Source organism: Streptomyces sp. NPDC031340 (genome assembly GCF_055569945.1).
Genome location: NZ_JBVIIE010000009.1, coordinates 81,568 through 106,875 on the forward strand (window position 1 = coordinate 81,568; position 25,308 = coordinate 106,875).

At 72.0% G+C, this 25,308-nt stretch carries 21 protein-coding genes; 7 read left to right on the forward strand and 14 right to left on the reverse strand.

Annotated features, from left to right (window positions below; genetic code table 11):
• Window positions 1–91 precede the first annotated feature (91 nt).
• A complete protein-coding gene (locus tag ACZ5GT_RS08915; RefSeq protein ID WP_469017317.1) occupies window positions 92–589 on the forward strand; it encodes a MarR family winged helix-turn-helix transcriptional regulator in 498 nt (165 codons plus the stop codon).
• Here the strand turns inward: ACZ5GT_RS08915 and ACZ5GT_RS08920 are convergent.
• Window positions 548–1,327: a LuxR C-terminal-related transcriptional regulator gene (locus ACZ5GT_RS08920; protein ID WP_469017324.1), complete on the reverse strand. Its 780-nt coding sequence runs from the start codon at window positions 1,325–1,327 to the stop codon at window positions 548–550. The genes ACZ5GT_RS08915 and ACZ5GT_RS08920 overlap by 42 nt on opposite strands.
• A 258-nt stretch (window positions 1,328–1,585) precedes the next feature.
• Here ACZ5GT_RS08920 and ACZ5GT_RS08925 point away from each other — a divergent pair, with 258 nt between their 5' ends.
• Window positions 1,586–2,041: a GNAT family N-acetyltransferase gene (locus ACZ5GT_RS08925; protein ID WP_469017328.1), complete on the forward strand. Its 456-nt coding sequence runs from the start codon at window positions 1,586–1,588 to the stop codon at window positions 2,039–2,041.
• Window positions 2,042–2,090: 49 nt separating this feature from the next.
• On the opposite strand, the gene galK is transcribed toward ACZ5GT_RS08925, so the two are convergent.
• From galK to galT, 3 genes are read right to left on the reverse strand one after another with little or no spacing between them, the layout of a single operon-like run.
• The gene (gene galK, locus ACZ5GT_RS08930; protein ID WP_469017330.1) at window positions 2,091–3,245 is read right to left on the reverse strand and encodes a galactokinase; all 1,155 of its coding nucleotides are present in this window, start codon (window positions 3,243–3,245) and stop codon (window positions 2,091–2,093) included.
• A complete protein-coding gene (gene galE / locus ACZ5GT_RS08935) occupies window positions 3,245–4,213 on the reverse strand; it encodes a UDP-glucose 4-epimerase GalE (RefSeq protein WP_469017334.1) in 969 nt (322 codons plus the stop codon). Before galE ends, galK begins: the two co-directional genes overlap by 1 nt.
• On the reverse strand, window positions 4,210–5,271 hold the full coding sequence (gene galT, locus ACZ5GT_RS08940) for a galactose-1-phosphate uridylyltransferase (RefSeq protein ID WP_469017337.1): 1,062 nt from the start codon (window positions 5,269–5,271) through the stop codon (window positions 4,210–4,212). The genes galE and galT overlap by 4 nt, the downstream gene beginning before the upstream one ends.
• Window positions 5,272–5,436: 165 nt before the next feature.
• On the opposite strand from galT, the gene ACZ5GT_RS08945 reads away from it, so the two are divergent.
• Window positions 5,437–7,128 (forward strand): sodium:solute symporter family protein, encoded by a 1,692-nt coding sequence (locus tag ACZ5GT_RS08945; RefSeq protein WP_469017344.1) that lies wholly within the window; start codon window positions 5,437–5,439, stop codon window positions 7,126–7,128.
• 30 nt (window positions 7,129–7,158) lie between these two features.
• Window positions 7,159–7,554: a hypothetical protein gene (locus ACZ5GT_RS08950; protein ID WP_469017351.1), complete on the forward strand. Its 396-nt coding sequence runs from the start codon at window positions 7,159–7,161 to the stop codon at window positions 7,552–7,554.
• A gap of 93 nt (window positions 7,555–7,647) precedes the next feature.
• Here ACZ5GT_RS08950 and ACZ5GT_RS08955 read toward each other — a convergent pair whose 3' ends face one another.
• The 9 genes from ACZ5GT_RS08955 to rsmI form a co-directional block, all read right to left on the reverse strand.
• Window positions 7,648–8,346, reverse strand: a complete 699-nt coding sequence (locus ACZ5GT_RS08955) for a helix-turn-helix transcriptional regulator (protein WP_469017355.1) — start codon at window positions 8,344–8,346, stop codon at window positions 7,648–7,650.
• A 295-nt stretch (window positions 8,347–8,641) separates the two neighbouring features.
• Window positions 8,642–10,534, reverse strand: coding sequence for an outer membrane protein assembly factor BamB family protein (locus ACZ5GT_RS08960; protein ID WP_469017358.1), 1,893 nt, complete (start codon window positions 10,532–10,534; stop codon window positions 8,642–8,644).
• Window positions 10,535–10,592: 58 nt separating this feature from the next.
• The gene (locus ACZ5GT_RS08965; protein ID WP_469017361.1) at window positions 10,593–12,440 is read right to left on the reverse strand and encodes an outer membrane protein assembly factor BamB family protein; all 1,848 of its coding nucleotides are present in this window, start codon (window positions 12,438–12,440) and stop codon (window positions 10,593–10,595) included.
• A gap of 243 nt (window positions 12,441–12,683) precedes the next feature.
• Window positions 12,684–14,501 carry an ABC-F family ATP-binding cassette domain-containing protein gene (locus tag ACZ5GT_RS08970; RefSeq protein WP_469017367.1) on the reverse strand — a complete coding sequence of 606 codons (1,818 nt, stop codon included), beginning with the start codon at window positions 14,499–14,501 and terminating at the stop codon, window positions 12,684–12,686.
• 337 nt (window positions 14,502–14,838) lie between these two features.
• Window positions 14,839–15,768 (reverse strand): 4-(cytidine 5'-diphospho)-2-C-methyl-D-erythritol kinase, encoded by a 930-nt coding sequence (locus ACZ5GT_RS08975; protein WP_469017375.1) that lies wholly within the window; start codon window positions 15,766–15,768, stop codon window positions 14,839–14,841.
• 137 nt (window positions 15,769–15,905) lie between these two features.
• Window positions 15,906–16,772 (reverse strand): 16S rRNA (adenine(1518)-N(6)/adenine(1519)-N(6))-dimethyltransferase RsmA, encoded by an 867-nt coding sequence (gene rsmA, locus ACZ5GT_RS08980; RefSeq protein ID WP_469017383.1) that lies wholly within the window; start codon window positions 16,770–16,772, stop codon window positions 15,906–15,908.
• Window positions 16,773–16,875: 103 nt separating this feature from the next.
• Window positions 16,876–17,790, reverse strand: coding sequence for a TatD family hydrolase (locus tag ACZ5GT_RS08985; RefSeq protein WP_469017386.1), 915 nt, complete (start codon window positions 17,788–17,790; stop codon window positions 16,876–16,878).
• A gap of 41 nt (window positions 17,791–17,831) precedes the next feature.
• Window positions 17,832–18,311 (reverse strand): hypothetical protein, encoded by a 480-nt coding sequence (locus tag ACZ5GT_RS08990; protein ID WP_469017389.1) that lies wholly within the window; start codon window positions 18,309–18,311, stop codon window positions 17,832–17,834.
• Window positions 18,312–18,544: 233 nt separating this feature from the next.
• Entirely contained in the window at window positions 18,545–19,405 is an 861-nt protein-coding gene (gene rsmI / locus ACZ5GT_RS08995) for a 16S rRNA (cytidine(1402)-2'-O)-methyltransferase (RefSeq protein ID WP_469017392.1), read from the reverse strand.
• A gap of 96 nt (window positions 19,406–19,501) precedes the next feature.
• On the opposite strand from rsmI, the gene ACZ5GT_RS09000 reads away from it, so the two are divergent.
• From ACZ5GT_RS09000 to ACZ5GT_RS09010, 3 genes are all read left to right on the forward strand, one after another.
• Window positions 19,502–21,256 carry a dolichyl-phosphate-mannose--protein mannosyltransferase gene (locus tag ACZ5GT_RS09000; protein WP_469017396.1) on the forward strand — a complete coding sequence of 585 codons (1,755 nt, stop codon included), beginning with the start codon at window positions 19,502–19,504 and terminating at the stop codon, window positions 21,254–21,256.
• Between the two features lie 105 nt (window positions 21,257–21,361).
• Window positions 21,362–22,990: a penicillin-binding transpeptidase domain-containing protein gene (locus ACZ5GT_RS09005; protein ID WP_469017400.1), complete on the forward strand. Its 1,629-nt coding sequence runs from the start codon at window positions 21,362–21,364 to the stop codon at window positions 22,988–22,990.
• 95 nt (window positions 22,991–23,085) lie between these two features.
• Entirely contained in the window at window positions 23,086–24,774 is a 1,689-nt protein-coding gene (locus tag ACZ5GT_RS09010; RefSeq protein WP_469017402.1) for a penicillin-binding transpeptidase domain-containing protein, read from the forward strand.
• A gap of 71 nt (window positions 24,775–24,845) precedes the next feature.
• On the opposite strand, the gene ACZ5GT_RS09015 is transcribed toward ACZ5GT_RS09010, so the two are convergent.
• Window positions 24,846–25,199 carry an SsgA family sporulation/cell division regulator gene (locus ACZ5GT_RS09015; protein ID WP_469017405.1) on the reverse strand — a complete coding sequence of 118 codons (354 nt, stop codon included), beginning with the start codon at window positions 25,197–25,199 and terminating at the stop codon, window positions 24,846–24,848.
• Window positions 25,200–25,308: the final 109 nt, after the last annotated feature.

A 25,308-nucleotide genomic window follows, 5' to 3' on the forward strand; every position in this document is an offset into this window, starting at 1 on the left:
ACGACTTCCAGACTCACCCCAACATTATCTCGATGTCAAGACACTCGACATCAAGAGACTTCACGTCGACACAACCACTACACTGATCGTCATGGAGGACGAGGTCGATCGGCTGGTCGCAGCATGGCGCCGGGAGCGCCCGGACCTCGACGTGGAACCGCTCGAGGTGCTCAGCCGGGTGAGCAGGCTGGCCCGGCACCTGGACCGGGCGCGCCGGCTGGCGTTCGCCGAGCACAGTCTGGAGCCCTGGGAGTTCGACGTGCTCACGGCGCTCAGACGCGCGGGGGCGCCCTACCAGCTCTCCCCCGGCCAGTTGCTGACGCAGACCCTGGTCACCTCCGGCACGATGACCAACCGCATCGACCGGCTGACCAAGAAGGGCCTGGTGGAGCGCCTGCCCGACCCGAGCGACCGCCGGGGGGTGCTGGTCCGGCTGACCGCCGAGGGGCAGGACCGCGCGGACCAGGCGCTGGCGGGCCTGCTGGCGCAGGAGCGTTCCATCCTCGCCGAGCTCTCCCGCGCCCAGCGCAGTGAACTGGCGGCCCTGCTACGCCAGTTGACCGCCCCGTTCGACAACATCCCGGGTTAGGGCCTGCACCGGGTCGGCCGGGCCGACGCCGGCGCGGCGGGCGAGCGCGACCGCGGCGAGGGTGGAGTGGACGCCCAGCTTGCCGAGGACGTTCTGCATGTGGGTGCGCACCGTGTGCGGGGAGAGGAACAGCCGTTCGGCTACGGCCTTGCGGCCGAGCCCCGCGACCATGCAGCGCAGCACCTCCCGCTCCCGCGGGGTGAGGGACTCCACCAGCCGTTCGCTCTCGGTGCGGTGCTTGCGCGCGGCCGTCAGCTCCCGCAGGACGCCGGTGAGCAGGGCGGGCGGCAGGTGGGTCTCGTCGCGCAGCACGCCCCGGATGACGGTCAGCAGCCGGGACAGGGAGCAGTCCTTGGCCACCCAGCCGGAGGCGCCGGCCTGCAGGGCGAGGGCGGCCCGCCGGGGATCGTCCTTCTCGGCGAGGACGACGATCCGCATGCCCGGCTGCGCGGTGCGCACCCCCGCGACCAGCGAGAGCCCGTCGACGTCTGTGTCCTCGCCCGTCTCCTGCACGGGCACGGCGGGCCGGACGCCCGGCACGCCGCTGCCCAGGTCGGCGTCGACGAGCAGCACGTCGAAGCGGCGGCCCTCGGCGGCCGCCCGCTCCAGGCTGCGCAGCGCGGCGGGGCCGCTGCCGGCGGCGGAGACGTCGACGTCGGGCTCGGCGGCCAGTGCGGCGGCGAGCGACTCGGCGAAGATGCGGTGGTCGTCGACGACCAGGACTCGGATGCGAACCACGTAACCCCCTTCCCCAGGCTCCTGAGGAGCAGGGGATACCCCATTGTCGGGAGGCGGCGCGGGCACGGGTACGCCGCCCGAAGCGCGATGGCTCCGCACGGCCGCCGCCATGCGAGAACTGCTACCCCCACTTCGGGTGTCGTACCCGGCTTTCTCGCCCCCCTGAACGGCGCCGGCCCCCACCGGCGCTGTTCATCAGGGTACGGACGGGGGCCGGGAGCGGAAGGTTATTTGCAGAACTGGCCGTCCGGCGCGTTTATGGTGAGCCGCATGCTCCGTCTCGAGACAGAAGTCGACAAGGCCCGGCGCGATCTTCTGCGGGTGCGGTTGCGGGACACCAACACCGCGGCCTCGCCGGTGCTGCGCGCCCTGCGCGGAACCCCGGACGAGCGTGAACGCCCGCTGCACGTGTGGGCGTCGGACGAGGCGGGGGGCATGGCCGGGGGGCTGGTGGGGCACACCTGGGCGACCTGGCTGCACGTGACGTACCTGTGGGTGGACGAACGGCACCGGGGCGCCGGGCTCGGCGGGCGGCTGCTGGCCGAGGCGGAGCGCGTCGCCTCACGGGAGCGCGGATGCCGGTCCGCGCGCGTGGAGACCTGGGACTTCCAGGCGCCCGGCTTCTACCGCAAGCAGGGCTACGAGGTGGTGTGCGTGATCCCCGGCTATCCGCCGGGGATCACCGAGTACACCCTGACCAAGCGGCTCGGCTGAGCCGGGGCGCCCCGGCCGGGTTCGGCCGAGCCCGTGCGGCCCGGCCGGCTCAGCCGAGCCGGCGCGCTCCGGCCGAGGGGACCGCCTCGAACACCCGGGGCGCGGTGAAGGACGCGGCGGCGAAGGCCTCCTCGACCGCCTTGGTGATCGTCTCCACGTCGGCGGCCTCCGCCAGCACGATCGCCGAGCCGCCGAAGCCGCCGCCGGTCATCCGGGCGCCCAGCGCGCCGGCGGCCAGGGCGGAGTCCACGGCGAGGTCCAGTTCCGGGCAGGAGATGCGGAAGTCGTCGCGCAGCGAGGCGTGGCCCTCGACGAGCACCGGGCCGATCGCGCGGGTGTCGCCGGACTTCAGCAGCGACACCACCCGCTCGACGCGTTCGTCCTCGGTGACGACGTGGCGGACCAGGCGGCGGACCTCCTCGTCGTCGATGCGGGCCAGCGCCGCGTCCAGCCCGTCGTACGGCACGTCGCGCAGGGCGTCGACGCCGAGCAGCGCGGCGCCCTGCTCGCAGCCCGCGCGGCGCTTGCCGTACTCGCCCTCGCTGTGGGAGTGCTTGACCCGGGTGTCGACCACCAGCAGGCGCATCCCCTCGGCCGCCAGGTCGAAGGGGATCTGCCGCTGGGAGAGGTCGCGGGTGTCGAGGAACAGCGCGTGGCCCTCCTCGCAGCACGCCGACGCCGTCTGGTCCATGATCCCGGTGGGGGCGCCGACGTAGACGTTCTCGGCGCGCTGGCACAGGCGGGCCAGCTGCCAGCGCTGCAGCCCGAGTTCGTACAGGTCGTTCAGGGCGAGCGCGACGACGACCTCCAGGGCCGCCGACGACGACAGGCCCGCGCCGACCGGGACGGTCGAGGCGAGGTGGATGTCGGCGCCGGTGACCGGGTGGCCGGCCTCCCGCAGGGCCCAGACGACGCCCGCCGGGTACGCCGTCCAGGCGCGGTCGGCGCCCGGCGCCAGGTCGTCCGGCCGCAGTTCGGTGACGCCGCCCTCGACGTCCGCCGAGTGCAGGCGCAGGATGCCGTCGGTGCGGCGGGAGGCCGCCGCGACGGCGGTGTGCGGCAACGCGAAGGGCATCACGAAGCCGTCGTTGTAGTCGGTGTGCTCACCGATCAGGTTGACCCGGCCCGGCGCCGACCAGATGCCCTCCGGCGCCGTCCCGTACAGCGCCGCGAACGCGTCGCCGGCCTGCTGCTGTGCCCCCACTACTGCTCCCTTGCGATGTGCTGCGCGAACTCCCACGCGTCCGCGATGATCCCCGCGAGGTCCGCGCGGGACGGGTTCCAGCCCAGTTTCTCGCGGGCGGTCCGCGCCGAGGCCACCAGGACCGCCGGGTCGCCGCCGCGGCGCGGGGCCACGACCTCGGGGATGGGGTGGCCGGTGACCTGGCGGACGGCCTCGACGACCTCGCGGACGGAGAAGCCCTCGCCGTTGCCGAGGTTGCAGATGAGGTGCTCGCCGGGGGTGGCGGCCTTCAGCGCCAGCAGGTGGGCGTCCGCCAGGTCGGCGACGTGGATGTAGTCGCGGACGCAGGTGCCGTCCGGGGTGGGGTAGTCGTCGCCGAAGACGGAGATCGCCTCGCGCCTGCCCTGCGCGACCTGCAGCACCAGCGGGATGAGGTGCGACTCGGGGTCGTGCCGCTCGCCGTACTGCCCGTACGCGCCCGCGACGTTGAAGTAGCGCAGGGACACCGCGCCCAGGCCGTGGGCCGCCGCCTCGCCGGTGATCATGTGGTCGACGGCGAGCTTCGAGGCGCCGTAGGGGTTGGTCGGCGAGGTGGGCGCCGACTCGACGATCGGGACCTCCGCCGGCTCGCCGTAGGTGGCGGCCGTGGAGGAGAAGACGAGCGTGCGTACGCCCGCCTCGCGCATGGCGGCCAGCAGCGCCATGGTGCCGCCGACGTTGTTGTCCCAGTACTTCTCGGGCTTCGCCACCGACTCGCCGACCTGGGAGAAGGCGGCGAAGTGCAGCACCGCGTCGAAGGAGGCGTCCAGCCACTTGGCGGCGTCGCGGATGTCGCCCTCGACGAAGGCGGCGCCGGACGGCACGCCCTCGCGGAAGCCGGTCGAGAGGTTGTCGAGGACGACGACCTCGTGGCCCGCCTCCAGCAGATGCTGGGCGACCACGCTGCCCACGTACCCCGCACCGCCCGTGACCAGGTACTTGCCGCTCATGAACTCGCTACCTCCCGCAGTCGCTCGGCCGCGCGCTCCGGCGGCACGTCGTTGATGAACACGCTCATGCCGGACTCGGAACCCGCGAGGAACTTCAGCTTGCCGGACGTACGGCGGATGGTGAAAAGCTCGAGGTGCAGCGCGAAGTCGTCCCTGCTCACACCGTCGAACTCGTCCAGCGCGCCGAACGGCGCCTGGTGCCAGGCGGCGATGTACGGCGTCGGAGGCTCACCCTCGCCGAAGATCCGGTCGAAGCGCCTCAAGAGTTCCAGATAGACCTGGGGAAACTCTGTGCGCGCCGCCTCGTCGAGGGCGAGCAGGTCGGGCACCCGGCGCCGCGGGTAGAGGTGGACCTCGTACGGCCAGTGCGCCGCGTAGGGCACGAAGGCGACCCAGTGTTCACTCTCGAGGACGACCCGCTCACCGGCGAGTTCACCCTCCAGGATGGCGTCGAACAGGTTCTCGCCGACGGTCGCCTCCTTGTGCGCGGCCACCTGGCCCAGCATCAGCGAGGTGCGCGGGGTGACGAACGGGTAGGCGTAGATCTGCCCGTGCGGGTGACCCAGCGTCACGCCGATCTCGGCACCCCGGTTCTCGAAGCAGAAGACCTGTCGGACGGAGGGCAGATGGGACAGCTCCGACGTCCGGTCGGTCCAGGCGTCGAGGACCAGCGCCGCCTGCTCTTCCGTCAGGTCGGCGAAGGACGCGTCGTGGTCGGAGGTGAAGCAGACGACCTCGCAGCGGCCGGAGTCGCCGGCCAGCGACGGGAAGCGGTTCTCGAAGACCACGACGTCGTACGACGAGTCCGGGATCTCGCTGAGGCGCTCGCCCTGCGACGGGCACAGCGGGCACTCGTCGGCGGGCGGGTGGTAGGTGCGGCCCTGGCGGTGGGAGGCGACGGCGACCGAGTCGCCGAGCAGCGGGTCGCGGCGGATCTCGGAGGTCGTGACGGTCCGCTCCAGCGGGCGCCGGTCGGCCGCGTCCCGCACGGTGTCGTCGCGCAGGTCGTAGTAGACGAGCTCCCGACCGTCCGCCAGCCGGGTCGAGGTCTTCTTCACTGCGACTCCACTCAATCTTCAAACAGAACCAAACACATCGAAACACAATGCACCAGCGGCGTCAACGTCGCAATCCAACAAAACGCACCGACGAATATGTTCAGAGAGTGAACGCAGAGGCGTAGGTTCCGCACCGGATCAGTTCGCGCAACGAAGCGAGTTCTTATGCAAACCCCCACATACGCGGCCATCGACCTGGCCGCGGCGCTACGACTCCCGACGAACGCACTCGACTACACGATCCTCGGCATCTACTTCGCCGTCGTCCTGGGCATCGGCTTCGCCGCACGCCGGTCGGTGAGGACGAGCCTCGACTTCTTCCTCTCCGGCCGCTCGCTGCCGGCCTGGATCACCGGTCTCGCCTTCATCTCCGCCAACCTCGGCGCCACCGAGATCCTCGGCATGGCCGCCAACAGCGCGCAGTACGGCGCCTACACGGTGCACTGGTACTGGATCGGCGCCATCCCGGCGATGGTCTTCCTCGGCCTGGTGATGATGCCGTTCTACTACGGCTCCAAGGTGCGCTCGGTCCCCGAGTTCCTGCTGCTGCGCTTCGACAGGTGGGCGCACCTGTTCAGTTCGGCCCTGTTCGCGTTCGCCGCCGTGCTGATCGCCGGCGTGAACCTGTACTCACTGGCGATCATCGTGGAGGCCCTGCTCGGCTGGCCGCAGTGGGTGGCGATCGTGGTCGCCGGGTTCTTCGTGCTGGCGTACATCACCCTCGGCGGCCTGTCGTCCGCGATCTACAACGAGGTGCTGCAGTTCTTCGTCATCCTCGCCGCGCTGATCCCGGTCGTCGTGCTGGGCCTGCGGAAGGTCGGCGGCTGGGGCGGACTGACCGACAAGCTCACCGCGAGCCACGGCCATGACTTCGTCACCGCCTGGGGCGGCACCGGCATCGGCAGTTCCAACCCGCTGGGCGCCAACTGGCTGACCATCGTGCTCGGCCTCGGCTTCGTGCTCTCCTTCGGCTACTGGACGACCAACTTCGCCGAGGTGCAGCGCGCCCTGTCCGCGAGGAACCTCTCCGCGGCCCAGCGCACCCCGCTGATCGCCGCGTACCCCAAGGTCTTCATCGTGTTCCTGGTCATGATCCCGGGCCTGGTCGCCGCCGTGCTGGTACCCGACATCGGCACCCCCGGCTCGGACTACCAGTACAACCACGCGATCCCGTACCTGATGAAGGAACTGCTGCCCAACGGTGTCCTCGGCATCGCGGTGACCGGCCTCGTCGCCGCCTTCATGGCGGGCATGGCGGCCAACGTGTCGTCCTTCAACACGGTGTTCACCAACGACATCTGGGGCCGGTACGTGATCAAGGGCCGCGAGGACGGCTACTACGTGAGGTTCGGCCGGCTCATCACCGCGATCGGCGTGCTGGCCTCGATCGGGACGGCGTTCCTGGCGTCGTCGTTCTCGAACATCATGAGCTACCTGCAGACGCTGTTCTCCTTCTTCAACGTGCCGATGTTCGTGGTGTTCGTCGTCGGCATGTTCTGGAAGCGCGCGTCCGTGAAGTCCGGCTTCTGGGGCCTGCTGGCCGGCACGACGGCCGCGATGGTCAACTACTTCGTCCTGTACAAGCAGGGCGTCATCGGCATCCCCTCCGACCAGGGCGCCAACTTCGTCTCGGCGATCGCCGGCTTCGTCGCCGGCGCGGTGGTGATGGTCGCGGTGTCGCTGTTCACCGCGCCGAAGCCGCAGGAGGAGCTGCAGGGCCTGGTCTACGGCACCCGGTCGCCGGGCATGGCCGAGCCGCCCGCCGCTGGCGACGACGCCTGGTACCGCAGGCCGGCCCTGCTCGGCTGGGGCGCCGTGATCCTCGCCGCCGTCTGCTACATCCCGTTCTCGTTCTGACGTACCCTGCCGACAAGGGAGTTTTAGACCATGAACGAGCAGTCCGGACATTCGGATCCTTCCGGCCACTCCGATGAATCGGGTCACTCCGGTTACTCCGGTTACTCCGAGAAGGACGTCCTGCGGGAGGTCTCCGACCTGCAGGGCAAGTCCGCCACGGCGGCCCGCATCTTCGACCTGCGGCGCATCATCGGCGGCCTCTTCGTGCTCTACGGCGTCATCGTCACGATCACCGGCCTGACGGACTCCGCAGCCGAGATCCACAAGGCGCAGGGCGTCAACATCAACCTGTGGACCGGGCTGGGGATGCTGCTGCTGGGCATCTTCTTCCTGACCTGGCTGAAACTGCGCCCGACGCCCCCGCCGACCCCGCAGACCGACGCGATGCCGGGGCCGCAGGAGGGGCCGGAGACACCGGCACGGTGACGCCGGCGGAGCGGGGCCGGCCCAGAACGGGGTCTGTGCCGGGTGGGGTCGACGCCGGGTGGGGCAGGGTGGGCCGCGGGGCGCCCCCTCGCGTCAGGAATCCGACGGGCGTGGTTCGTGCGGGAGTAGCGGGCCCGCCCTGTCCAGCAGTCCGGTCCGGGCCGCCAGGGCTGCCGCCTCCAGGCGGGAGCCGACGCCCAGTTTCATCAGGACGCGCTGGACGTGGGTGCGGGCGGTGGACGGGGCGATGCCCATACCGGCCGCGATCAGCCGGGTGTCCTCCCCGTCGGCGACCCGGACCAGGACCTCGACCTCCCTCGGGGTGAGCAGCTGCAGCAGGCGCTGGCCCTCGTCGTCGGGCTGGGCCGCGGGGTTCAGCAGCTCGCTGAAGGCGCCCTGGAGCAACTGTGGCGCCACCGCCGCCTCACCCGCCCTGGCCTTCATGATCGCCCGCTCGACGCCCTCGATGCGCTCGTCGTGCCGTACGTAGCCGGAGGCGCCCGCGGCGAAGGCGGCCGCGATGCCGCGCGGGCTGGGCACCGGGCCCAGCACCAGGACGGCGATCTGCGGCCGCTCTCGCTTGATCTTCACCACCGGGTCGAAAGCGCCCGGTTCGGCAGGAGTCGCCGTGCCCAGCAGGCACACCTCCGGCGCGCGGCTGATCACCAGTTCCGCCGCGCCCGCGGCGGGCGCCGCCGCGGCGAGCACCCGGTGTCCCCGCAGCTTCAGCGCCGAGGCCAGCGCCTCGGCGAGCAGTCGGTGGTCGTCGACCACCATCAGCCGCACACCCATCGAGCAACCCCCCAGTCCCCCAGTGGTTCCCACCGACGCCCCACTATGGATGCCCACTGGTCCGCACGGGCAGAAGCCCCCTCCCGGCTCCCCCGCTTCTCATGCCCCCGGAAGCTACACGCTTGTTCGACATTGCGCTCCCCTACCGGTGAGAAGTGCCCCGGATCGACGGAAATTCTTGCTCTCCGCGCTTCCGCCGGTGACGGGCGGCAAGCACGACGGCCCCGCACCTCGAACAGGGATTCCCTGAACGGGGGCGGGGCCGTCGGCGCGGGCGACGGGCCGGGCCGACGGGTCAGCCGCCGGCGCCGAAGGCGAGCGCCAGGTATTCCTTGTCCCCCGCGCTGGTCGCCTTCTCCGCGTAGACCGCGGACATGTACAGGCGCCCCTGCGAGTAGATCATCTCGGAGTAGTCCGGGGACATGCTGGTCTCCGCGTCCCGCACCGACTCCGCCGCCGGGTTCTCCAGCAGCTTGGTCTCCTTGAGGGAGTCCCCGTCGATGCTGACGATCTGGCCGCCCTTGTCGTACGGCGGCCGCTTGTACGCGATCAGGTTGCTGCCGTCCATGCGCAGCGGGGTGATGGTGTAGCCGTCGCCGGAGTCGGCCCGCCCGCCGGTCATCTTGCCGGTGGCCAGGTCGAAGGCGACGATCTCGTTGGCCTCGCCGTACTTGCCGGAGCTGTCGTCCTCCTCGGTCGGCACGTAGAGCCGGTCGGCGCCGACCGCGAGTCCGGTGCAGTACTCGATCTTCGTGATGCCGTCGCAGCGGGCCGCGTACCGGTCGCCCGGCGCCGAGATCCGGGCGCGCAGCTCGCCGGTCTTGTTGTCGATGGAGAAGAAGTCCGAGATGCCGCTGCCGTCGCCCGCGCTGTCGCCGACGTCGGCGGCCACGACCAGGGGTTCGGTCGACACGACGGCGGCGTACTCGATGCCGTCGGTCATCTTGTACTCCGAGATCACCTTCCCGGACTTCGGGTCGATGGTCTGGATGTGCAGCTGCCGCTGGTCGTACGAGCCGCACTTGCGCACCGCGACCAGCTTGGGCCCGCCGCCGTACCCGGCGTCGTAGCAGCTGTCGGTCGCCTTCGGGGCCCACAGCTGCCTGCCGTCGGAGATGCCGAACGCGGCGCCGCCGCTGGTGCTGCCCACCGCGACCGTCTCCGCGCTGACCGTGACGTTGTCCAGGCTGACCAGGCGGTCACCGGCCTTGACCGTCTTCGTCCACAGCTTCTTGCCCGCGTTCAGGTCGATCGCCGCGACCTGGCTGCAGCCGTGCGACGGCTCCGCCTTGGTCGGCATGGCGGGCTCGTAGACGATCGCCGTCAGGCCGTCGTCGGTGGTGTGGGGGCTGGCCTGGCACACCGGGCCGGGCAGCTTGATCGTCCACAGCTTGGTGCCCTTGGCCGGGTCGTAGCCGTCGATCTCGGCGACGCCGCTCTTGACGTACGCCTTGCCGGTGAGCCACGAACCGGAGACCACGATGCTGCTGTCGCCCTTGACCTGGGGCGCCGGGATCTGGAAGAGGACCCGGGAGTTCGGGTCGGACGGCACCTTCTCCTTGCCGCCGGAGGTGGTGCCCCCGGTGCTGCCCTTGTCGTCGCCGTCCTTGCCGCCGGTGCCGCCCGTGGAGCTGGCGGTGTCGTCCTTCTCGCCGTCGTTCTTGCCGGACGAGTACCAGATGCCGCCGCCGATGATCAGCGCCATCGCCACGACGGCCGCGACGATGATCACCACCTGCGCGTTGGGCTTCCGCCCGCCGGCCGGCCCTCCGATCTGCGGGTGCATGGGCACGGTCGCCTGCGGATAGCCGTACCCGGGCTGCTGGCCGTACGGGTTCGTCTGCTGGCCGTAGGGATTCGGCTGCTGGGCGGCGTAGGGGTTGGGGGCGGGGGTGGGTATGGGAGTGGGGTTGGGCTGCTGGCCGTACGGGTTCGGCTGACCGGCCGGGTAGCCGTAGCCCGGAGGCGGGGTGGCGGGTGCCTGCGGAGGCTGCGGCTGCGGGGGCTGCGCGGGGTGGGGCTGGGGACTCTGAGGGGTCTGAGGGGTCTGAGGGGTCTGGGGCTGCTGCGGGTAGCCGTAGCCCGGCTGGGGCTGCGGAGGCTGCGGGGGCTGCGGCTGGTCCTGGGGCGGGCCGAAGCCGCCCTGCTGCGGGGGCTGGTTGGGTGGCGGAGTCGGCGGCTGGGTCATGACGCGGGTACCTCGGGAACGGGGGTGGCGGACGGCGGGCGCAGGTGCGGGAGAAGGGTCACTTGCCGAAGGCGAGCATCAACTTCTCCTTCGCATCGTCATTGCCGGTCAGCCGGGTCGAGGAGAGGTAGAAGCGCCCGTCCGCCCAGTCGAAGGCCTTGGAGTAGAAGCCGTTCTCGATCCGGGCGGTGCTCTGCGGGTTCTGCAGCAGCTTGACGGGCTTGTGGCCGGAGCCGCCCGTCGCGATGGACACGACCTGGCCGCCCGCGTCGTAGGACGGCTCCACGTAGGCGATGAGCTTGCCGCCCTCGACCTTCATCGGCAGCATCGACTCGTCCGCCGGGGACTTGACGCGCCACTTCTCCTTGCCGTTCGCGAGGTTTATCGCCACGACCTCGTTCGCCCCGGTGGTCGCCTCCGTGGGCAGGTAGAGGGTGTCGGCGTCGACCGCCACGCCCTGGCAGCCCTGCAGGTCACGCTGGAGGATGGCCCAGCCGCACTCGGGGGCGAAGTCCTCGTCGAAGCCCACCTGCGAGCGGAACTTGCCGCCGGAGGTGAAGGCGGAGATGTTCCACGCCTTCTTGTCCTTGTTGGTGCTGTAGACGACCAGCGGGTCGAGGGAGTACGTGCGCGCGATCGTCCAGCCCTTGTCGAACTTCTGCGTCCACTTCGCCTTGCCCGTCGCCGGGTCGAGCTCCTGGATCTCGTCGTGCTCGTTCGACCCGGTGGCGTCGCAGGACGCGACGGAGATCAGCTTGCTGCCGCCGGCGAAGGCGGTCGGGAAGCACGACTCGCCGTACTTCGTCTTCTCGTACAGCTTCTTGCCGGTCGCGAGGTCGTAGGCCACCCCGGACTGCGAGCGGCCCACCATCAGCGTGTTCCCGGTGATGGACATGCTGATGGTGATCGCGCTGTCGAACAGCGCGCCGTCGCCGATCTTGGTGCTCCAGCCCTTCTCGCCGGTGTTCAGATCGATTTGCTGGAGCTGGTTGCACTTGGCGCGGTCGCTGGTGCCGCTCTCGTACGCCACCACGACCTTGTCGTCGGCCGACTTCTGCGGGGTGACCGCGCAGACCTTCTGCGGGAGGGTGATCGGGTCCCAGGTGGGGTTGCCGTCGCCGACGTTGTACGCGACGACCTGCTTGTACGCCGCCTTCACCGCCGTCTTGTCGGTGATCCACATGCCGGGGGCGTCGGCGCCGGAACCGGGCGCGTCCGGGGCCTCCTTGTACCAGAGCACCTTCGCCTCACCGGCCTGGCGGCCGGCGTTGAAGTTCTCCGGGTCGGCGCCGCCGTCGCCCGTGCCGTCACCGGGGTTGACCGGGGCGGAGGCGGACGCGGACGCCTTGGGGTCGTCGCTCTGCCGGGCGACCGGCTTGTCCTCGCCGTCGTCGCCCCCGCCGGTGAGGGCGAAGACGGTGCCGCCGATCACGGCCAGCGCGGCCACCGCCGCGGCGACGACGAGGGCGGGCCTGCCCTTGAAGGGGTTGCCGGAGCCTGAGCCGGGCGGCGGGGTGCCGGGCGCGCCGGGGTACTGCGGCTGCGGGTAGCCGTACCCGGGCTGCTGGCCGTACGGGCCCGGCTGCTGGGGCTGACCGTACGGGCCGGACTGGCCGTAGGGGCCGGGCTGACCGTACGGGCCCTGCGTGTACGGGCCGGGCTGCTGCTGCGGCTGGCCGTAGGGGGCGGCGGGCTGCTGGCCGTACGAGCCGGGCTGCTGCGGGGGTTGGGGGGTTTGGGGTGCCTGGGGGTAGCCGTAGCCGGGCTGGGGCGGGCCGGACGGCGGGGTCTGCGGGGGCGGCGGGGTCTGCGGCGGCCCGAAGCCGCCCTGCGGCTGCTGCGGCGGCTGGTCCTGCGGCGCTCCGAAACCACCTTGCTGCGGCGGCTGGTTGGGCGGCTGAGTCATCAGCGCCTCTCCCCCTCGTTCACTGATTTTTAGCCAGGCCCTGAGGCAGATGACGGACCCAGAGTCGTACTCAGACAGTTCTCAGACGGCCCTTTGTATCACCCGGCACCGACAGCGAAGGGGGCCGTGTCCTCCCCTGTTCCCAAGGGAGGACCGGCCCGTGATGCCCTCGTTACGCGCCTTCACGGCCCCTTCACCCCGCGCGCGCGGCGCGTTCGCGTGAGCCGGATGCGGCGCGGATCTCTAGGCGTCTTCCGCCAGTTCCAGCCAGCGCAGTTCCAGCTCCTCGCGCTGGCCGGCCAGGTCCCGGAGTTCGGCGTCGAGTTCGGCGACCTTCCCGAAGTCGGTGGCGTGCTCGGCGATCTGGGCGTGCAGCTTGCTCTCGCGCTCGGAGACCTTGTCCAACTGCCTCTCGATCTTCTGCAGTTCCTTCTTCGCCACCCGCTGGTCGGCGGCGCTCCGCTGGGGGGCGCCGGCGTCGTCGGCGGGCTTCTCGGCGACCGGCGCCGAGGCGGCCGCCGCCTCCTCCATGCGTTGGCGGCGCTCCAGGTACTCGTCGATGCCGCGCGGCAGCATCCGCAGCGTCGCGTCGCCGAGCAGCGCGAACACCCGGTCCGTGGTGCGCTCGATGAAGAACCGGTCGTGCGAGATGACGATCATCGAGCCGGGCCAGCCGTCGAGGACGTCCTCCAGCTGGTTGAGCGTCTCGATGTCGAGGTCGTTGGTGGGCTCGTCGAGGAAGAGGACATTGGGCTCGTCCATGAGCAGGCGCAGCAGCTGCAGCCGGCGGCGCTCACCGCCGGACAGGTCACCGACGGGCGTCCACTGCTTCTCCTTGTTGAAGCCGAACGTCTCGCACAGCTGCCCGGCCGTCATCTCCCGCCCCTTGCCGAGGTCGACGCGCTCGCGCACCCGCTGCACGGCCTCCAGCACGCGCAGGTTCGGGTCGAGTTCGCCCACCTCCTGCGAGAGGTAGGCGAGCTTGACGGTCCTGCCGACGGCGATCCGGCCGCCCGCGGGCTGGGCCTCGCCCTCCGTCCGCGCCGCGTCGGCCATCGCCCGCAGCAGGGAGGTCTTCCCGGCGCCGTTGACGCCGACCAGGCCGATGCGGTCGCCGGGTCCGAGCTGCCAGGTGACGTGCTTGAGCAGCACCTTCGGGCCCGCCTGCACGGTGACGTCCTCGAGGTCGAAGACCGTCTTGCCGAGCCGCGAGGAGGCGAACTTCATCAGCTCGCTGCTGTCGCGCGGCGGCGGTACGTCCTTGATGAGCTCGTTGGCCGCCTCGACCCGGAAGCGGGGCTTGGAGGTGCGGGCGGGCGCGCCGCGCCGCAGCCAGGCCAGCTCCTTGCGGACCAGGTTCTGCCGCTTGACCTCCTCGGTGGCGGCGATGCGCTCGCGCTCGGCGCGCGCGAAGACGTAGTCCGAGTAGCCGCCCTCGTACTCGTACACGGTGCCGCGCTGCACGTCCCACATGCGCGTGCAGACCTGGTCGAGGAACCAGCGGTCGTGGGTGACGCACACGAGGGCGGAACGCCGCTCGCGCAGGTGACGCGCCAGCCACGCGATGCCCTCGACGTCGAGGTGGTTCGTCGGCTCGTCCAGGACGATCAGGTCCTGCTCGTCGATGAGCAGCTTGGCGAGCGCGATACGGCGCCGCTCGCCGCCGGAGAGCGGGCCGATCACGGTGTCCAGCCCCTGCGGGAACCCCGGCAGGTCGAGGCCGCCGAACAGGCCCGTCAGCACGTCCCTGATCTTCGCGTTCCCGGCCCACTCGTGGTCGGCCAGGTCCCGGATGACCTCGTGGCGGACGGTGGCGGCCGGGTCGAGGGAGTCGTGCTGGGTCAGCACGCCGAGCCGGAGCCCGCCGGAGTGCGTGACCCTTCCGGTGTCGGTCTCCTCCAGCTTGGCCAGCATCCGGATCAGGGTGGTCTTGCCGTCGCCGTTGCGGCCGACGACGCCGATGCGGTCCCCTTCGGAGACGCCGAGGGAGACGCCGTCGAGCAGGGCACGGGTGCCGTACACCTTGCTGACGTTCTCGACATTGACCAGGTTGACGGCCATTTTTCTCCTGCCCGGGGGGATCGGTCAGCCTCCCAGCCTAATGTGCGTCGGCCGGTGGGCGGTCGCTGCACTGCCCTGATCACCGTGCGGCGCACGACTTGATCTCACACCCGGCGCCCACGACTCCGCGTCACGCCGGGCACGCACTGCTCCGCTTCACGCCTGGCGCGCGCCACTTCGCCTCACGCCTGGCGCGCGCCACTTCGCCTCACGCCCGGCGCGTGCCACTTCGCCTCACGCCAGTCGTGCACCGCTTCGTCTCGCGCCGGGCGTGCACTCCTTCACTTCGCACCCGAGGTGTGTGCCTTCACCCCCGCGCCGGGCGGGACGGCGTTCGTCACGCGCCGGCGTGCACGCTCTCGTCGCGCGCCGCGCCGAGCACCGTCGCGCCGGGCGCCGGCCCCGACGCGGTGCGCACCGTTCGGCACGTGCCCGAGGCGTGCAGTGCCTGCGCCACCGCGGCCGCCGACCCCGGGTCGCGGGCGAGGAACGCCGTGGTCGGACCCGAACCCGAGACCAGCGCGGCCAGCGCGCCCGCGGCGCGGCCGGCGGCGAGGGTGGCGGCGAGTTCGGGGAAGAGCGAGAGGGCGGCGGGCTGCAGGTCGTTGGAGACGGCGGCGGCGAGCGCGTCGGGGTCGCCCGCCGCGAGGGCGTCGAGCAGTTCCCGGGAGGCGACCGGGCCTGGGATGTCGAGGCCCTCGCCCAGCCGGTCGAACTCGCGGAAGACGGCCGGCGTCGACAGCCCGCGCGCGGCCATCGCGAACACCCAGTGGAAGGTGTCGCCGACCTCGAGGAGCTCCAGTTTCTCGCCCCGCCCGGTGCCGAGCGCCGCCCCGCCGACCAGGCTGAACGGCACGTCGCTGCCCAGTTCGGCGCAGATGTCGAGGAGTTCCTCGCGCGAGGCGCCGGTGCCCCAGAGCGCGTCGCACGCCGCAAGCGCGCCCGCGCCGTCCGCGCTGCCGCCCGCCATGCCGCCGGCCACCGGGATGTCCTTGGCGATGTGGATGTGCACGTCGGGACGGAGCCCGTAGCGCGCGGCGAGCGCCTCGGCCGCGCGCGCCGCCAGGTTGGTGCGGTCGAGCGGGACCTGGTCGGCGTCCGGGCCCTCGCAGGTGACGCGGAGCTCCTCGGCCGGGGTGACCGTGACCTCGTCGTACAGGCCGACCGCGAGGAAGACGTTGGCCAGGTCGTGGTACCCGTCGGGGCGGGCGGCGCCCACCGCGAGCTGGACGTTGACCTTGGCGGGCACGCGTACGGTGACGCTCACTGCTGACCGGGCTCCTTGTTCTCGGCGGGCTGAGCTGGACGAACTCGGCGGACTGGGCGGACTCGGCGGACCGAACCGGGCAGGCCCAGCGGACCCGGCGATCCGAGCCGGGCGGACCCGGCGGGCCGGCCCGCGGGTCATGCGGGCCGGCGGTGCTCGGCGATGCGCGCGAACTCCTCGACGCCCAGGGCCTCTCCGCGCGCCTGCGGTGACACCCCGGCGGCGACCAGGGCCGCCTCGGCGGCGGCGGCCGATCCGGCCCACCCGGCGAGCGCGGCCCGCAGCGTCTTGCGCCGCTGCGCGAACGCGGCGTCGACGACGGCGAACACCTCGGCCTTCGAGGCGGTGGTCTTGACCGGCTCGGTGCGGCGTACGAGCGAGACCAGCCCGCTGTCGACGTTCGGGGCGGGCCAGAAGACGTTGCGGCCGATGGCGCCGGCCCGCTTGACGTCGGCGTACCAGTTGGCCTTCACGGACGGGACTCCGTAGACCCTGGAGCCGGGGGCGGCGGCCAGGCGGTCGGCGACCTCCGCCTGGACCATGACGAGGGTGCGCTCGATGCTCGGGAAGGTGGCGAGCATGTGCAGCAGGACGGGCACGGCGACGTTGTACGGGAGGTTCGCGACCAGCGCGGTCGGCGGCGGTCCCGGCAGTTCGGTCACCCGCATCGCGTCGGAGTGGACCAGCGTGAAGCGGTCGGCGCGCTGCGGCATGCGGGCCGCGACGGTGGCGGGCAGCGCCGCGGCCAGCACGTCGTCGATCTCGACGGCGGTGACGCGGTCGGCGGCTTCCAGCAGCCCGAGGGTGAGGGAGCCGAGCCCCGGGCCGACCTCCACCACCACGTCGTCCGGGCGGACCTCGGCGGTGCGGACGATACGGCGGACCGTGTTCGCGTCGATCACGAAGTTCTGGCCGCGCTGCTTGGTGGGGCGCACTCCGAGGGCGGCCGCCAGTTCACGGACGTCGGCGGGGCCCAGGAGGGCGTCGGGGGTGGGGCTGCTCACGGCGACAAGGGTACGGGGCGCCGGAGCGGCCCCGCTCACCCGTGCGCGCGCCCGCGCCCGCACCCCACGGTGCAGCCCAGGGTCCGGGGCGTGGACGACCCGACTACGCGGGGTCGTATCCCGTCGGCGCGTACCCGAACGCCCGCGCGGTGTTCGCCCCGAGCGCCGTGGCCAGCGCGTCCTCGTCGATGCCGCGCACGGCGGCCATGGCGCGCACGGTGACCGGCACGAGATACGGGGCGTTGGGCCGGCCGCGGTAGGGCGCCGGCGTCAGGAAGGGCGCGTCGGTCTCCACCAGCAGCAGTTCGAGCGGGGCCACCGCCACGGCGTCCCGCAGGTTCTGGGCGTTCTTGAAGGTGACGTTGCCGGCGAAGGACATGAAGTACCCGGCGGCGGCGCACACCTCGGCCATCTCGGCGTCCCCCGAGTAGCAGTGGAACACCGTCCGCTCCGGCGCGCCCTCCTCCTTCAGCACGCGCAGGACGTCGGCGTGGGCGTCGCGGTCGTGGATGACGAGGGCCTTGCCGTGCCGCTTGGCGATCTCGATGTGGGCGCGGAAGGAGCGCTCCTGCGCCTCCTTGCCCTCGGGTCCGGTGCGGAAGTAGTCGAGCCCGGTCTCACCGACGCCCTTGACGTGCGGCAGCGCGGCGAGCCGGTCGATCTCGGCGAGGGCCTCGTCGAGGCCGGCGTGCCCGCCCGGCTCCCGCGCTCCCTGCCTGGACCAGCCGTCGGGGTCGCCGTGCACGATGCGCGGGGCCTCGTTGGGGTGCAGGGCGACGGCCGCGTGGACGGCGTCGTACGCGGCGGCCGTCTCGGCGGCCCACCGCGAGCCGCGCACGTCGCACCCCACCTGGACGACCGTCGTGACGCCCACCGAGGCGGCCTTCGCGAGAGCGTCCTCGACCGTGCCGGACTGCATGTCGAGGTGGGTGTGGGAGTCGGCGACCGGTACCCGGAGGGGTTCCGGGAGCGGTGGCGCCGCGTGCTTGTCGCGGGACCCGGAGGCGTTCGAAGGCATGCCCCGATCCTACGGAAGGGGCATGCCGCCTCAGCGGGTGATCAGCTCGCCCTGCGGTGGAAGGGGTGCAGGAGATCGGACAGCTGCCAGTGACGGCGCTCCCCGGCGCCCGCGGCCCCGGCGGCCCTCGCCGCCTCCATGGACGCCCGCGCGGCCTGCGCGGACTGCGCTGCCTCGGCGGCCTCCGCGGCCGGCACCCGCGGCGCCTCCACCGGCCCGGCCTGCGGCACCGTACGGTGCCGGTGCACCGCGTCGCGCACCGAGGAGACCTGGCCCGCCCGCATGATCCGGACGACGTGGCTGTCGCAGTTGAAGCAGGTCGGCCTGCTCAGCGGCGACGGCACGACCTCGCCGTCGGCCACGTACATGACGAATTCCTGGCCGTCGGCGTCGGTGTGGTGCTCGATCTCGTACGACTGCTCCCAGCCCTGCCCGCAGCGCATGCAGGCGAAGGAATAGGACTCGTGCACGACGGTGGTCGCCGCGCGGCGGAGACCGGTCTGCCCGGTGATCTCGCTCATGCCAGCTCCTCTGGTCCGCTGGACACAGGGACGGGTGCGTCCCTGCCACCAGTGGACGCTTCTACCGGCGCGAATGCATCAGGCCTGCCGAGTGTTGGATCCGATTTGGACTCCGCTTGCCGAAAAGGTCCCGCTCGCCCGGTCTGGCTTTCCCTCCACGATAGCCCTTTTGCCAGCCCGTGGGGCGCCCGCTCAGGCGAGATGCGCCCTGCTCAGAGGGGGTACGGACGGTCTCAGGGGGCACTCGGGGAAGCCGCGTTCTTCGCCGCCACAACGGCGTCGAAGACCTCCCGCTTGGGCAGCCCGGCCTCCGCCGCCACCGCCGCGATGGCCTCCTTGCGCCGCTCCCCCGCCTCCTCGCGCACCCGCACCCGGCGCACCAGCTCCGCGGCGTCGAGCTCCCCGGGCCCCGGCTCCGGAGCGCCCTCGACGACGACGGTGATCTCCCCGCGCACGCCCTCGGCCGCCCAGGCGGCGAGCTCGCCCAGACCGCCCCGCCTGACCTCCTCGTACGTCTTGGTCAGCTCCCGGCAGACGGCGGCCCGGCGCTCGGCGCCGAAGACCTCCGCCATGGCGGCGAGGGTGTCGTCGAGCCGGTGCGGGGCCTCGAAGTAGACGAGCGTGCGCCGCTCCCCGGCCACCTCGCGCAGCCGGGTGAGCCGCTCGCCGGCCTTGCGCGGCAGGAACCCCTCGAAGCAGAACCGGTCGACGGGCAGCCCGGACAGGGCGAGCGCGGTGAGCACGGCGGACGGGCCGGGCACGGCGGTGACCCGGACGTCCTTCTCGACGGCCGCCGCGACCAGCCGGTAGCCGGGGTCGGACACCGATGGCATCCCGGCGTCGGTCACCAGCAGCACGCGCGCGCCGTTCACCAGTTCCTCGACCAGCTCGGGGGTGCGGGCGGATTCGTTGCCCTCGAAGTACGACACCACCCGCCCCCGGGGCGTGACGCCCAGCGCCTGCGTCAGCCGTCGCAGCCGCCGGGTGTCCTCGGCGGCGACGACGTCGGCCGCCGCGAGTTCCTGCGCGAGCCGGGGCGGCGCGTCCGCGACGTCGCCGATGGGGGTACCGGCCAAGACAAGGGTTCCAGTCACGCCCCCATCCTCCCAGGGCCCCACGGAACGGGACGCATCCGGACCGGTAACGGCCATGCACGGGACTCACACAGCGCGGTTCCCTACGATGGCGCGGTGACCAGTACCGCGTCCTCCACGGACACCCGGCAAGGCCATTCCCCGCACGACCAGCGGCCGTCGTGGCAGCAGCGGCTGCGCCGCTTCGGCTACCCGGCGGGGCCCGGAGACAGCGACGTGCGCGAGCGCCTGGTTCCCCCGTACGCCGAGCCCGCCCCGCGCCTGTGGCAGGTCCTCGGCGTGCCCCCGACGCTCGCCGACCGGTTCACGCGCTGGTCGGGCTGGGGCGGCCCGCTGCTGGTCACGCTGTTCGCGGGCCTGATGCGCTTCTGGCGCCTGGGCAGCCCGAAGGCGGTGATATTCGACGAGACGTACTACGCCAAGGACGCCTGGGCGCTCGTCCACCGCGGCTTCGAGGTCAACTGGGACAAGCTGGGCAAGAACGCCAACGACCTGGTCATTTCGGAGAAGGGGCACGTCAAGATCCCGCTGGACGCGGCGTACGTGGTGCATCCGCCGGTCGGCAAGTACGTCATCGGGCTGGGCGAGCTGATCTTCGGGTTCGACCCGTTCGGCTGGCGGTTCATGACCGCGCTGCTGGGCACGCTGTCGGTGCTGATGCTGTGCCGGATCGGGCGCCGGCTGTTCCGCTCCACCTTCCTGGGCTGCCTCGCGGGCGCGCTGATGGCCGTGGACGGGCTGCACTTCGTGATGAGCCGCACCGCGCTGCTCGACGGGGTGCTGATGTTCTTCGTGCTGGCCGCGTTCGGCTGCCTGCTGATCGACCGCGACAAGGCGCGCGCGAAACTCGCCGCCGCGCTCCCGGCGGGCCCCGACGGCCGGGTCCGCCCGGACCCGGACGTGGCGGGAAACCTGAGCATGCTGTGGCGGCCGTGGCGCTGGCTGGCCGGCCTGATGCTGGGCCTGGCCATCGGCACCAAATGGAACGGCCTGTACATCATGGTGGCGTTCTGCGTGATGAGCGTGCTGTGGGACGTCGGCTCCCGCAGGGTCGCCGGCGCCCGCCACCCGCGCACGGCGGTGCTCAAGCACGACGTGGGCCTGGCCTTCCTGGCCACGGTGCCGGTCGCGCTGGTGACGTACCTGGTCTCGTGGACCGGCTGGATCCTGTCCCCGACGGACGGCTCCGGCGGCTACTTCCGCAACTGGGCCGCGACCGACGGCAAGGGCGGCAACTGGACGTGGCTGTTCCCGGACTGGTGGCGCAGCCTGTGGCACTACGAGCACGAGGTCTACAAGTTCCACGTCGGCCTGTCCTCGCCGCACACCTATCAGTCCAACCCGTGGAGCTGGATCGTCGACGGCCGCCCGGTGTCGTACTTCTACGAGTCGCCCTCGCCCGGCGCGGACGGCTGCCCCGTCGACGCGGGCGGGAAGTGCGCGCGCGAGGTGCTGGCGCTCGGCACGCCGCTGCTGTGGTGGGCGGCGGCCTTCGCCGTCGTCTACGTCCTGTGGCGCTGGCTGCTGCGCCGCGACTGGCGGGCCGGCGCCATCGCCTGCGGCATCGCGGCCGGCTACCTCCCCTGGTTCCTGTACCAGGAGCGGACGATCTTCTTCTTCTACGCCGTCGTCTTCGTGCCGTTCCTGTGCCTGGCGGTGGCGATGCTGCTCGGCGCGATCGTCGGACCGCCCGGCTCGAGCGACACCCGCCGGGTGGCCGGGGCCACGGGCGCGGGCGTGCTGGTGCTGCTGATCGCCTGGAACTTCATCTACTTCTGGCCCATCTACACCGGCACCGCCATCCCGATCGACGACTGGCGTTCACGGATGTGGCTGGATACCTGGGTCTAGCGGGTCCGGCCCGGCTGCATTCGGACAACAAGGGAAACTCCCCTCACAGCCGCCTCACACGCTGCTTACCCTGCGGGCATCGCGACGGGGAAACGGGGAGGGACCATGGGCAAGGGCGTCAGAGCCGCCGTCATAGGCGGTGTGCTCGCCGTGATGGTGGGAGGGGCGGGGTACGCGGGCTACAACCTGGTGTCCGCGCTGAACGGCGACGGGAGCACGACGGCGGGCGCGGCGGCGGGCGAGAAGACGGGGCCGCCAAGCGCCGACGAGGTCGACGAGGCGACCGGGAAGTTCTTCGCGGCCTGGCAGAAGGGCCGAGCGGCCGAGGCTGCCACGTACACGAACGACGCGGCGTCGGCCGAACCGCTGCTGACGGCCTACGCCGACGACGCGCACATCGGCCGCGTGCGGATCACGCCGGGCCGGGCGAGCGGGGCGACCGTCCCGTTCCGGGTGCGGGCGACGGTGTCGTACGAGGGCACGTCCAAGTCCCTCGACTACCGGAGCGAGCTGACCGTGGTGCGCGGACGGACCACCGGGCGGGCGCTGGTCGACTGGCAGCCGTCCGTCGTCCACCCGCGGCTGCGGCGCGGCGACACGCTGGTCACCGGTGCGGCGGCGGACCCGCCGATCGAGGCCGTCGACCGCGACGGGAGCGTCCTGACGAAGGAGCAGTACCCCTCCCTCGGGCCGATCCTGGACGAACTGCGCGCCAAGTACGGCGACCGGGCGGGCGGCACCCCCGGCGTCGAACTGGCGATCCGGCACGAGACGCAGGACGCCGCCGACACCTCGCTGCTGACCCTGGTCAAGGGCAGGCCCGGGAAGCTGCGGACCACGCTCAGCGCGAACGCGCAGGCCGCCGCCGAGAGCGCGGTGAAGAAGTACGCCGAGTCGTCCGTGGTGGCCGTCAAGCCCAGCACCGGCGAGGTGCTGGCGGTCGCCAACCACCGCGACGACGGCTTCGACGCGGCGTTCCTCGGCAAGCTGGCGCCCGGCTCCACCATGAAGATCATCAGCGCCGCCACCCTCATCGACAACGGTGTCACCAGCATGAACGGCCCTGCCCCCTGCCCCGACGAGGCGGTGTGGCAGAGCCAGACGTTCCACAACCTCAAGGGTCTGGCCCCCGACGAGCACGCCACCCTCGCCGACAGCTTCGCCCGCTCCTGCAACACGGCCTTCGTGAAGTACGCGGACGAGGTGAAGGTGGACTCCCTCACCGAGGAGGCCCAGAACCGGTTCGGACTCGGCCGGGACAACTGGAAGACCGGCATCCCCTCCTTCGACGGCTCCGTCCCGGCCTCCGGCGGCCCGGACACCGCCGCGAACCTGATCGGCCAGGGCCAGGTGCAGATGAGCCCGCTGAACATGGCGTCGGTGACGGCGACCGCGGCGACGGGCGTCTTCCGGCAGCCCGTGATCGTCCCCCGTAGCCTCGACGACCGGGAACTGGCCACCGCGCGAGGACTGCCGGCGAGTACCGTGCGGCAGCTGCGCGCCATGATGAACCGCACCGCGACCAGCGGCACCGCGGCCGACGTGATGGCGGGCCTGAGCGGCAGCATCGGCGCCAAGACCGGCTCCGCCGAGGTCGACGGGCAGGCGAAGTCCGACAGCTGGTTCACCGGCTACCGCGACGACGTCGCCGCGGCGGCCATGACCCAGGACGGCGGTCACGGCATCGACGCGGCCGGTCCGATTGTCGCAGCTGTGCTACGGACCGGAGGCTGACGTCACTTCGCGCGGGCGGGACTTTAGGGTGGTGCCGTCGTTGGGACTGACGAGGGCAACGGGGACCCTGGGGAAGACGCGGAGGAACGCAGGCTGTGGGCAAGAGAAGGCGCGTCGCCGAGCGACGGAAGACGGGGCCCGCCGTGGTCGGCGGGATGATCGCCGTGGTCGTCGGCGGCGCCGGCTTCGGCGTGTACGCGCTGTACGGCGGCGGTGCCGCGGCCGACGACCGGACGGCCACGACGTCCGCCACCGCCGGGCACGCGAAGAAGACCGGCCCGCTGTCCGCCGCCGAGGTCACCACCGCCGCCGACCGGTTCCTCACCGCCTGGCAGCAGGGCAGGGCCACCGCCGCGGCGGCCGCCACGGACGCGGCCGACACGCACGACTCGGCGGCGGCGACCGCCCTGCTGGCCGGCTACACCAAGGACGCCCGCATCAAGGACGTCACGCTCACCGCGGGCGCCCGCACCGGCGCCGAGGTCCCCTTCTCCGTCAAGGGCACGGTGTCGTACAAGAACACCCGAAAGCCGCTGGCCTACGACAGCTCGCTGACGGTGGTGCGGCGCGCCTCCGACGGCAAGCCGGTCGTCGACTGGCAGCCGTCCGTCGTCCACCCCGACCTGAAGGACGGCGACAGACTGGTCACCGGGGCCGCCGGCACGCCCCCGGTCAAGGCCTACGACCGGGACGGCGGCGAGCTGACCACCGCGAAGTACCCGTCCCTCGGCCCGGTCCTGGACGGGCTGCGCGAGAAGTACGGCAAGACCGCCGGCGGCCGTGCGGGCGTGGAGCTGCGCGTGGTGCGCGGCAAGGCGTCGCAGAAGGCGAAGCTGTCCGACAAGACGCTGCTGGCGCTGAGCAAGGGCACGCCCGGTTCGGTGAAGACGACGCTGAGCCCGGCACTGCAGGCCGTGGCCGAGCAGAAGGTGGCGGCACGCGCGCGTGCGTCGGTCGTGGTGCTGCGTCCGTCGACGGGTGAGGTCCTCGCCGTGGCGAACTCCTCGCACGGCTTCAACGCGGCCTTCCAGGGCTCGCTGGCCCCCGGCTCCACCATGAAGATCATCACGTCGTCGCTGCTGATCGAGAAGGGCCTGGCGTCGGCGGACAAGGTGCATCCCTGCCCGAAGACGGTGAAGTACGGCGGCTGGAAGTTCCACAACGACGACGACTTCTCGATCAAGGGCGGCACGTTCAAGGCGAGCTTCGCCCGCTCCTGCAACACGGCCTTCATCAGCCAGGCCAAGAAACTCCGGAACGACGACCTGACCAAGCAGGCCCAGCAGGTATTCGGCCTGTCGATGAACAACTGGGCGATCGGCGTGCCGACCTTCGACGGCTCGGTGCCGGTGCAGTCGGCGGCGCCGATGGCGGCGTCGCTGATCGGGCAGGGCGGGGTGCGCATGAACCCGCTGAACATGGCGTCGGTGGCCGCGACGGTGAAGTCGGGCACGTTCCACCAGCCCTACCTGGTCTCACCGACGGTGGACCACCGTAAGACGGCGACCGCCTCGCGCACCATGGCGGCGTCCACGCTCTCGCAGCTGCGCGAGCTGATGCAGTACACGGCCGCGTACGGCACGGCCGCCGAGGCCATGGCCGGGCTCGGTCCCGACTACGGCGCCAAGACCGGCTCGGCGGAGGTCGACGGGCAGAAGAAGCCGAACGGCTGGTTCACGGCGTACCGCGGCGACCTCGCGGCGGCGGGCGTGGTACAGGCGGGTGGGCACGGCGGCGACACGGCGGGACCGATCGTGGCGGCGCTGCTGAGGGCAGGCGGCTGACGGACGTCGGCTGACGGCGGCGGACGGTTGCCGGCTGACGGCAGCAGGCGGGCCGCCCGGGTGGGCGCGGGTCAGCCTCTGACCGGTGCGGCCGCCAGGTATGTGCGGCGCAGGAACCGCAGCAGGGCCTTCGTGTCGAACTGCACCACCGAGACGCCCTGCTCGGAGTGGAGTTCCACCACGGCCTGCACCCGGCCGCACGGCCAGACGCGGACGTCCCCGGTGCCGGCGGGGGCGCGCAGGCCCTGCTCGAGCAGGGAGCGCGAGAAGGTCCATTCGTGGGTCCCGGGCAGTCCGACCCGGACCGCGCGCGGGTCGGCCTCGGGGTCGTAGCGCAGACGCACCGGTACGGCGTCGCGTTCCTCTTCGGGGGCGTCCGCGCCGGTGACGATGTGGGCTCGTGCGTACTGCTCGACTACGGGCATCGGTCGACCCTCTCACGCAGCGTGACCTATGCGGAAGCTGTGCGTCCACCCCTCTCCAATGTCGCACATTTTCCGGACAACGCTCCGCGGGCAGCGGGAAGCCCCTTGC

Coding starts and splice junctions, on each gene's coding strand:
- ACZ5GT_RS08970 (WP_469017367.1), bottom strand. CDS start 14,501: ATGGCCGTCAACCTGGTCAATGTCGAGAACGTCAGCAAGGTGTACGGC.
- ACZ5GT_RS08915 (WP_469017317.1), top strand. CDS start 92: ATGGAGGACGAGGTCGATCGGCTGGTCGCAGCATGGCGCCGGGAGCGC.
- ACZ5GT_RS08955 (WP_469017355.1), bottom strand. CDS start 8,346: ATGGGTGTGCGGCTGATGGTGGTCGACGACCACCGACTGCTCGCCGAG.
- ACZ5GT_RS09015 (WP_469017405.1), bottom strand. CDS start 25,199: ATGCCCGTAGTCGAGCAGTACGCACGAGCCCACATCGTCACCGGCGCG.
- ACZ5GT_RS08925 (WP_469017328.1), top strand. CDS start 1,586: ATGGTGAGCCGCATGCTCCGTCTCGAGACAGAAGTCGACAAGGCCCGG.
- ACZ5GT_RS08945 (WP_469017344.1), top strand. CDS start 5,437: ATGCAAACCCCCACATACGCGGCCATCGACCTGGCCGCGGCGCTACGA.
- ACZ5GT_RS08985 (WP_469017386.1), bottom strand. CDS start 17,790: ATGCCTTCGAACGCCTCCGGGTCCCGCGACAAGCACGCGGCGCCACCG.
- ACZ5GT_RS08965 (WP_469017361.1), bottom strand. CDS start 12,440: ATGACTCAGCCGCCCAACCAGCCGCCGCAGCAAGGTGGTTTCGGAGCG.
- ACZ5GT_RS08960 (WP_469017358.1), bottom strand. CDS start 10,534: ATGACCCAGCCGCCGACTCCGCCACCCAACCAGCCCCCGCAGCAGGGC.
- ACZ5GT_RS08950 (WP_469017351.1), top strand. CDS start 7,159: ATGAACGAGCAGTCCGGACATTCGGATCCTTCCGGCCACTCCGATGAA.
- galE (WP_469017334.1), bottom strand. CDS start 4,213: ATGAGCGGCAAGTACCTGGTCACGGGCGGTGCGGGGTACGTGGGCAGC.
- ACZ5GT_RS09005 (WP_469017400.1), top strand. CDS start 21,362: ATGGGCAAGGGCGTCAGAGCCGCCGTCATAGGCGGTGTGCTCGCCGTG.
- ACZ5GT_RS08990 (WP_469017389.1), bottom strand. CDS start 18,311: ATGAGCGAGATCACCGGGCAGACCGGTCTCCGCCGCGCGGCGACCACC.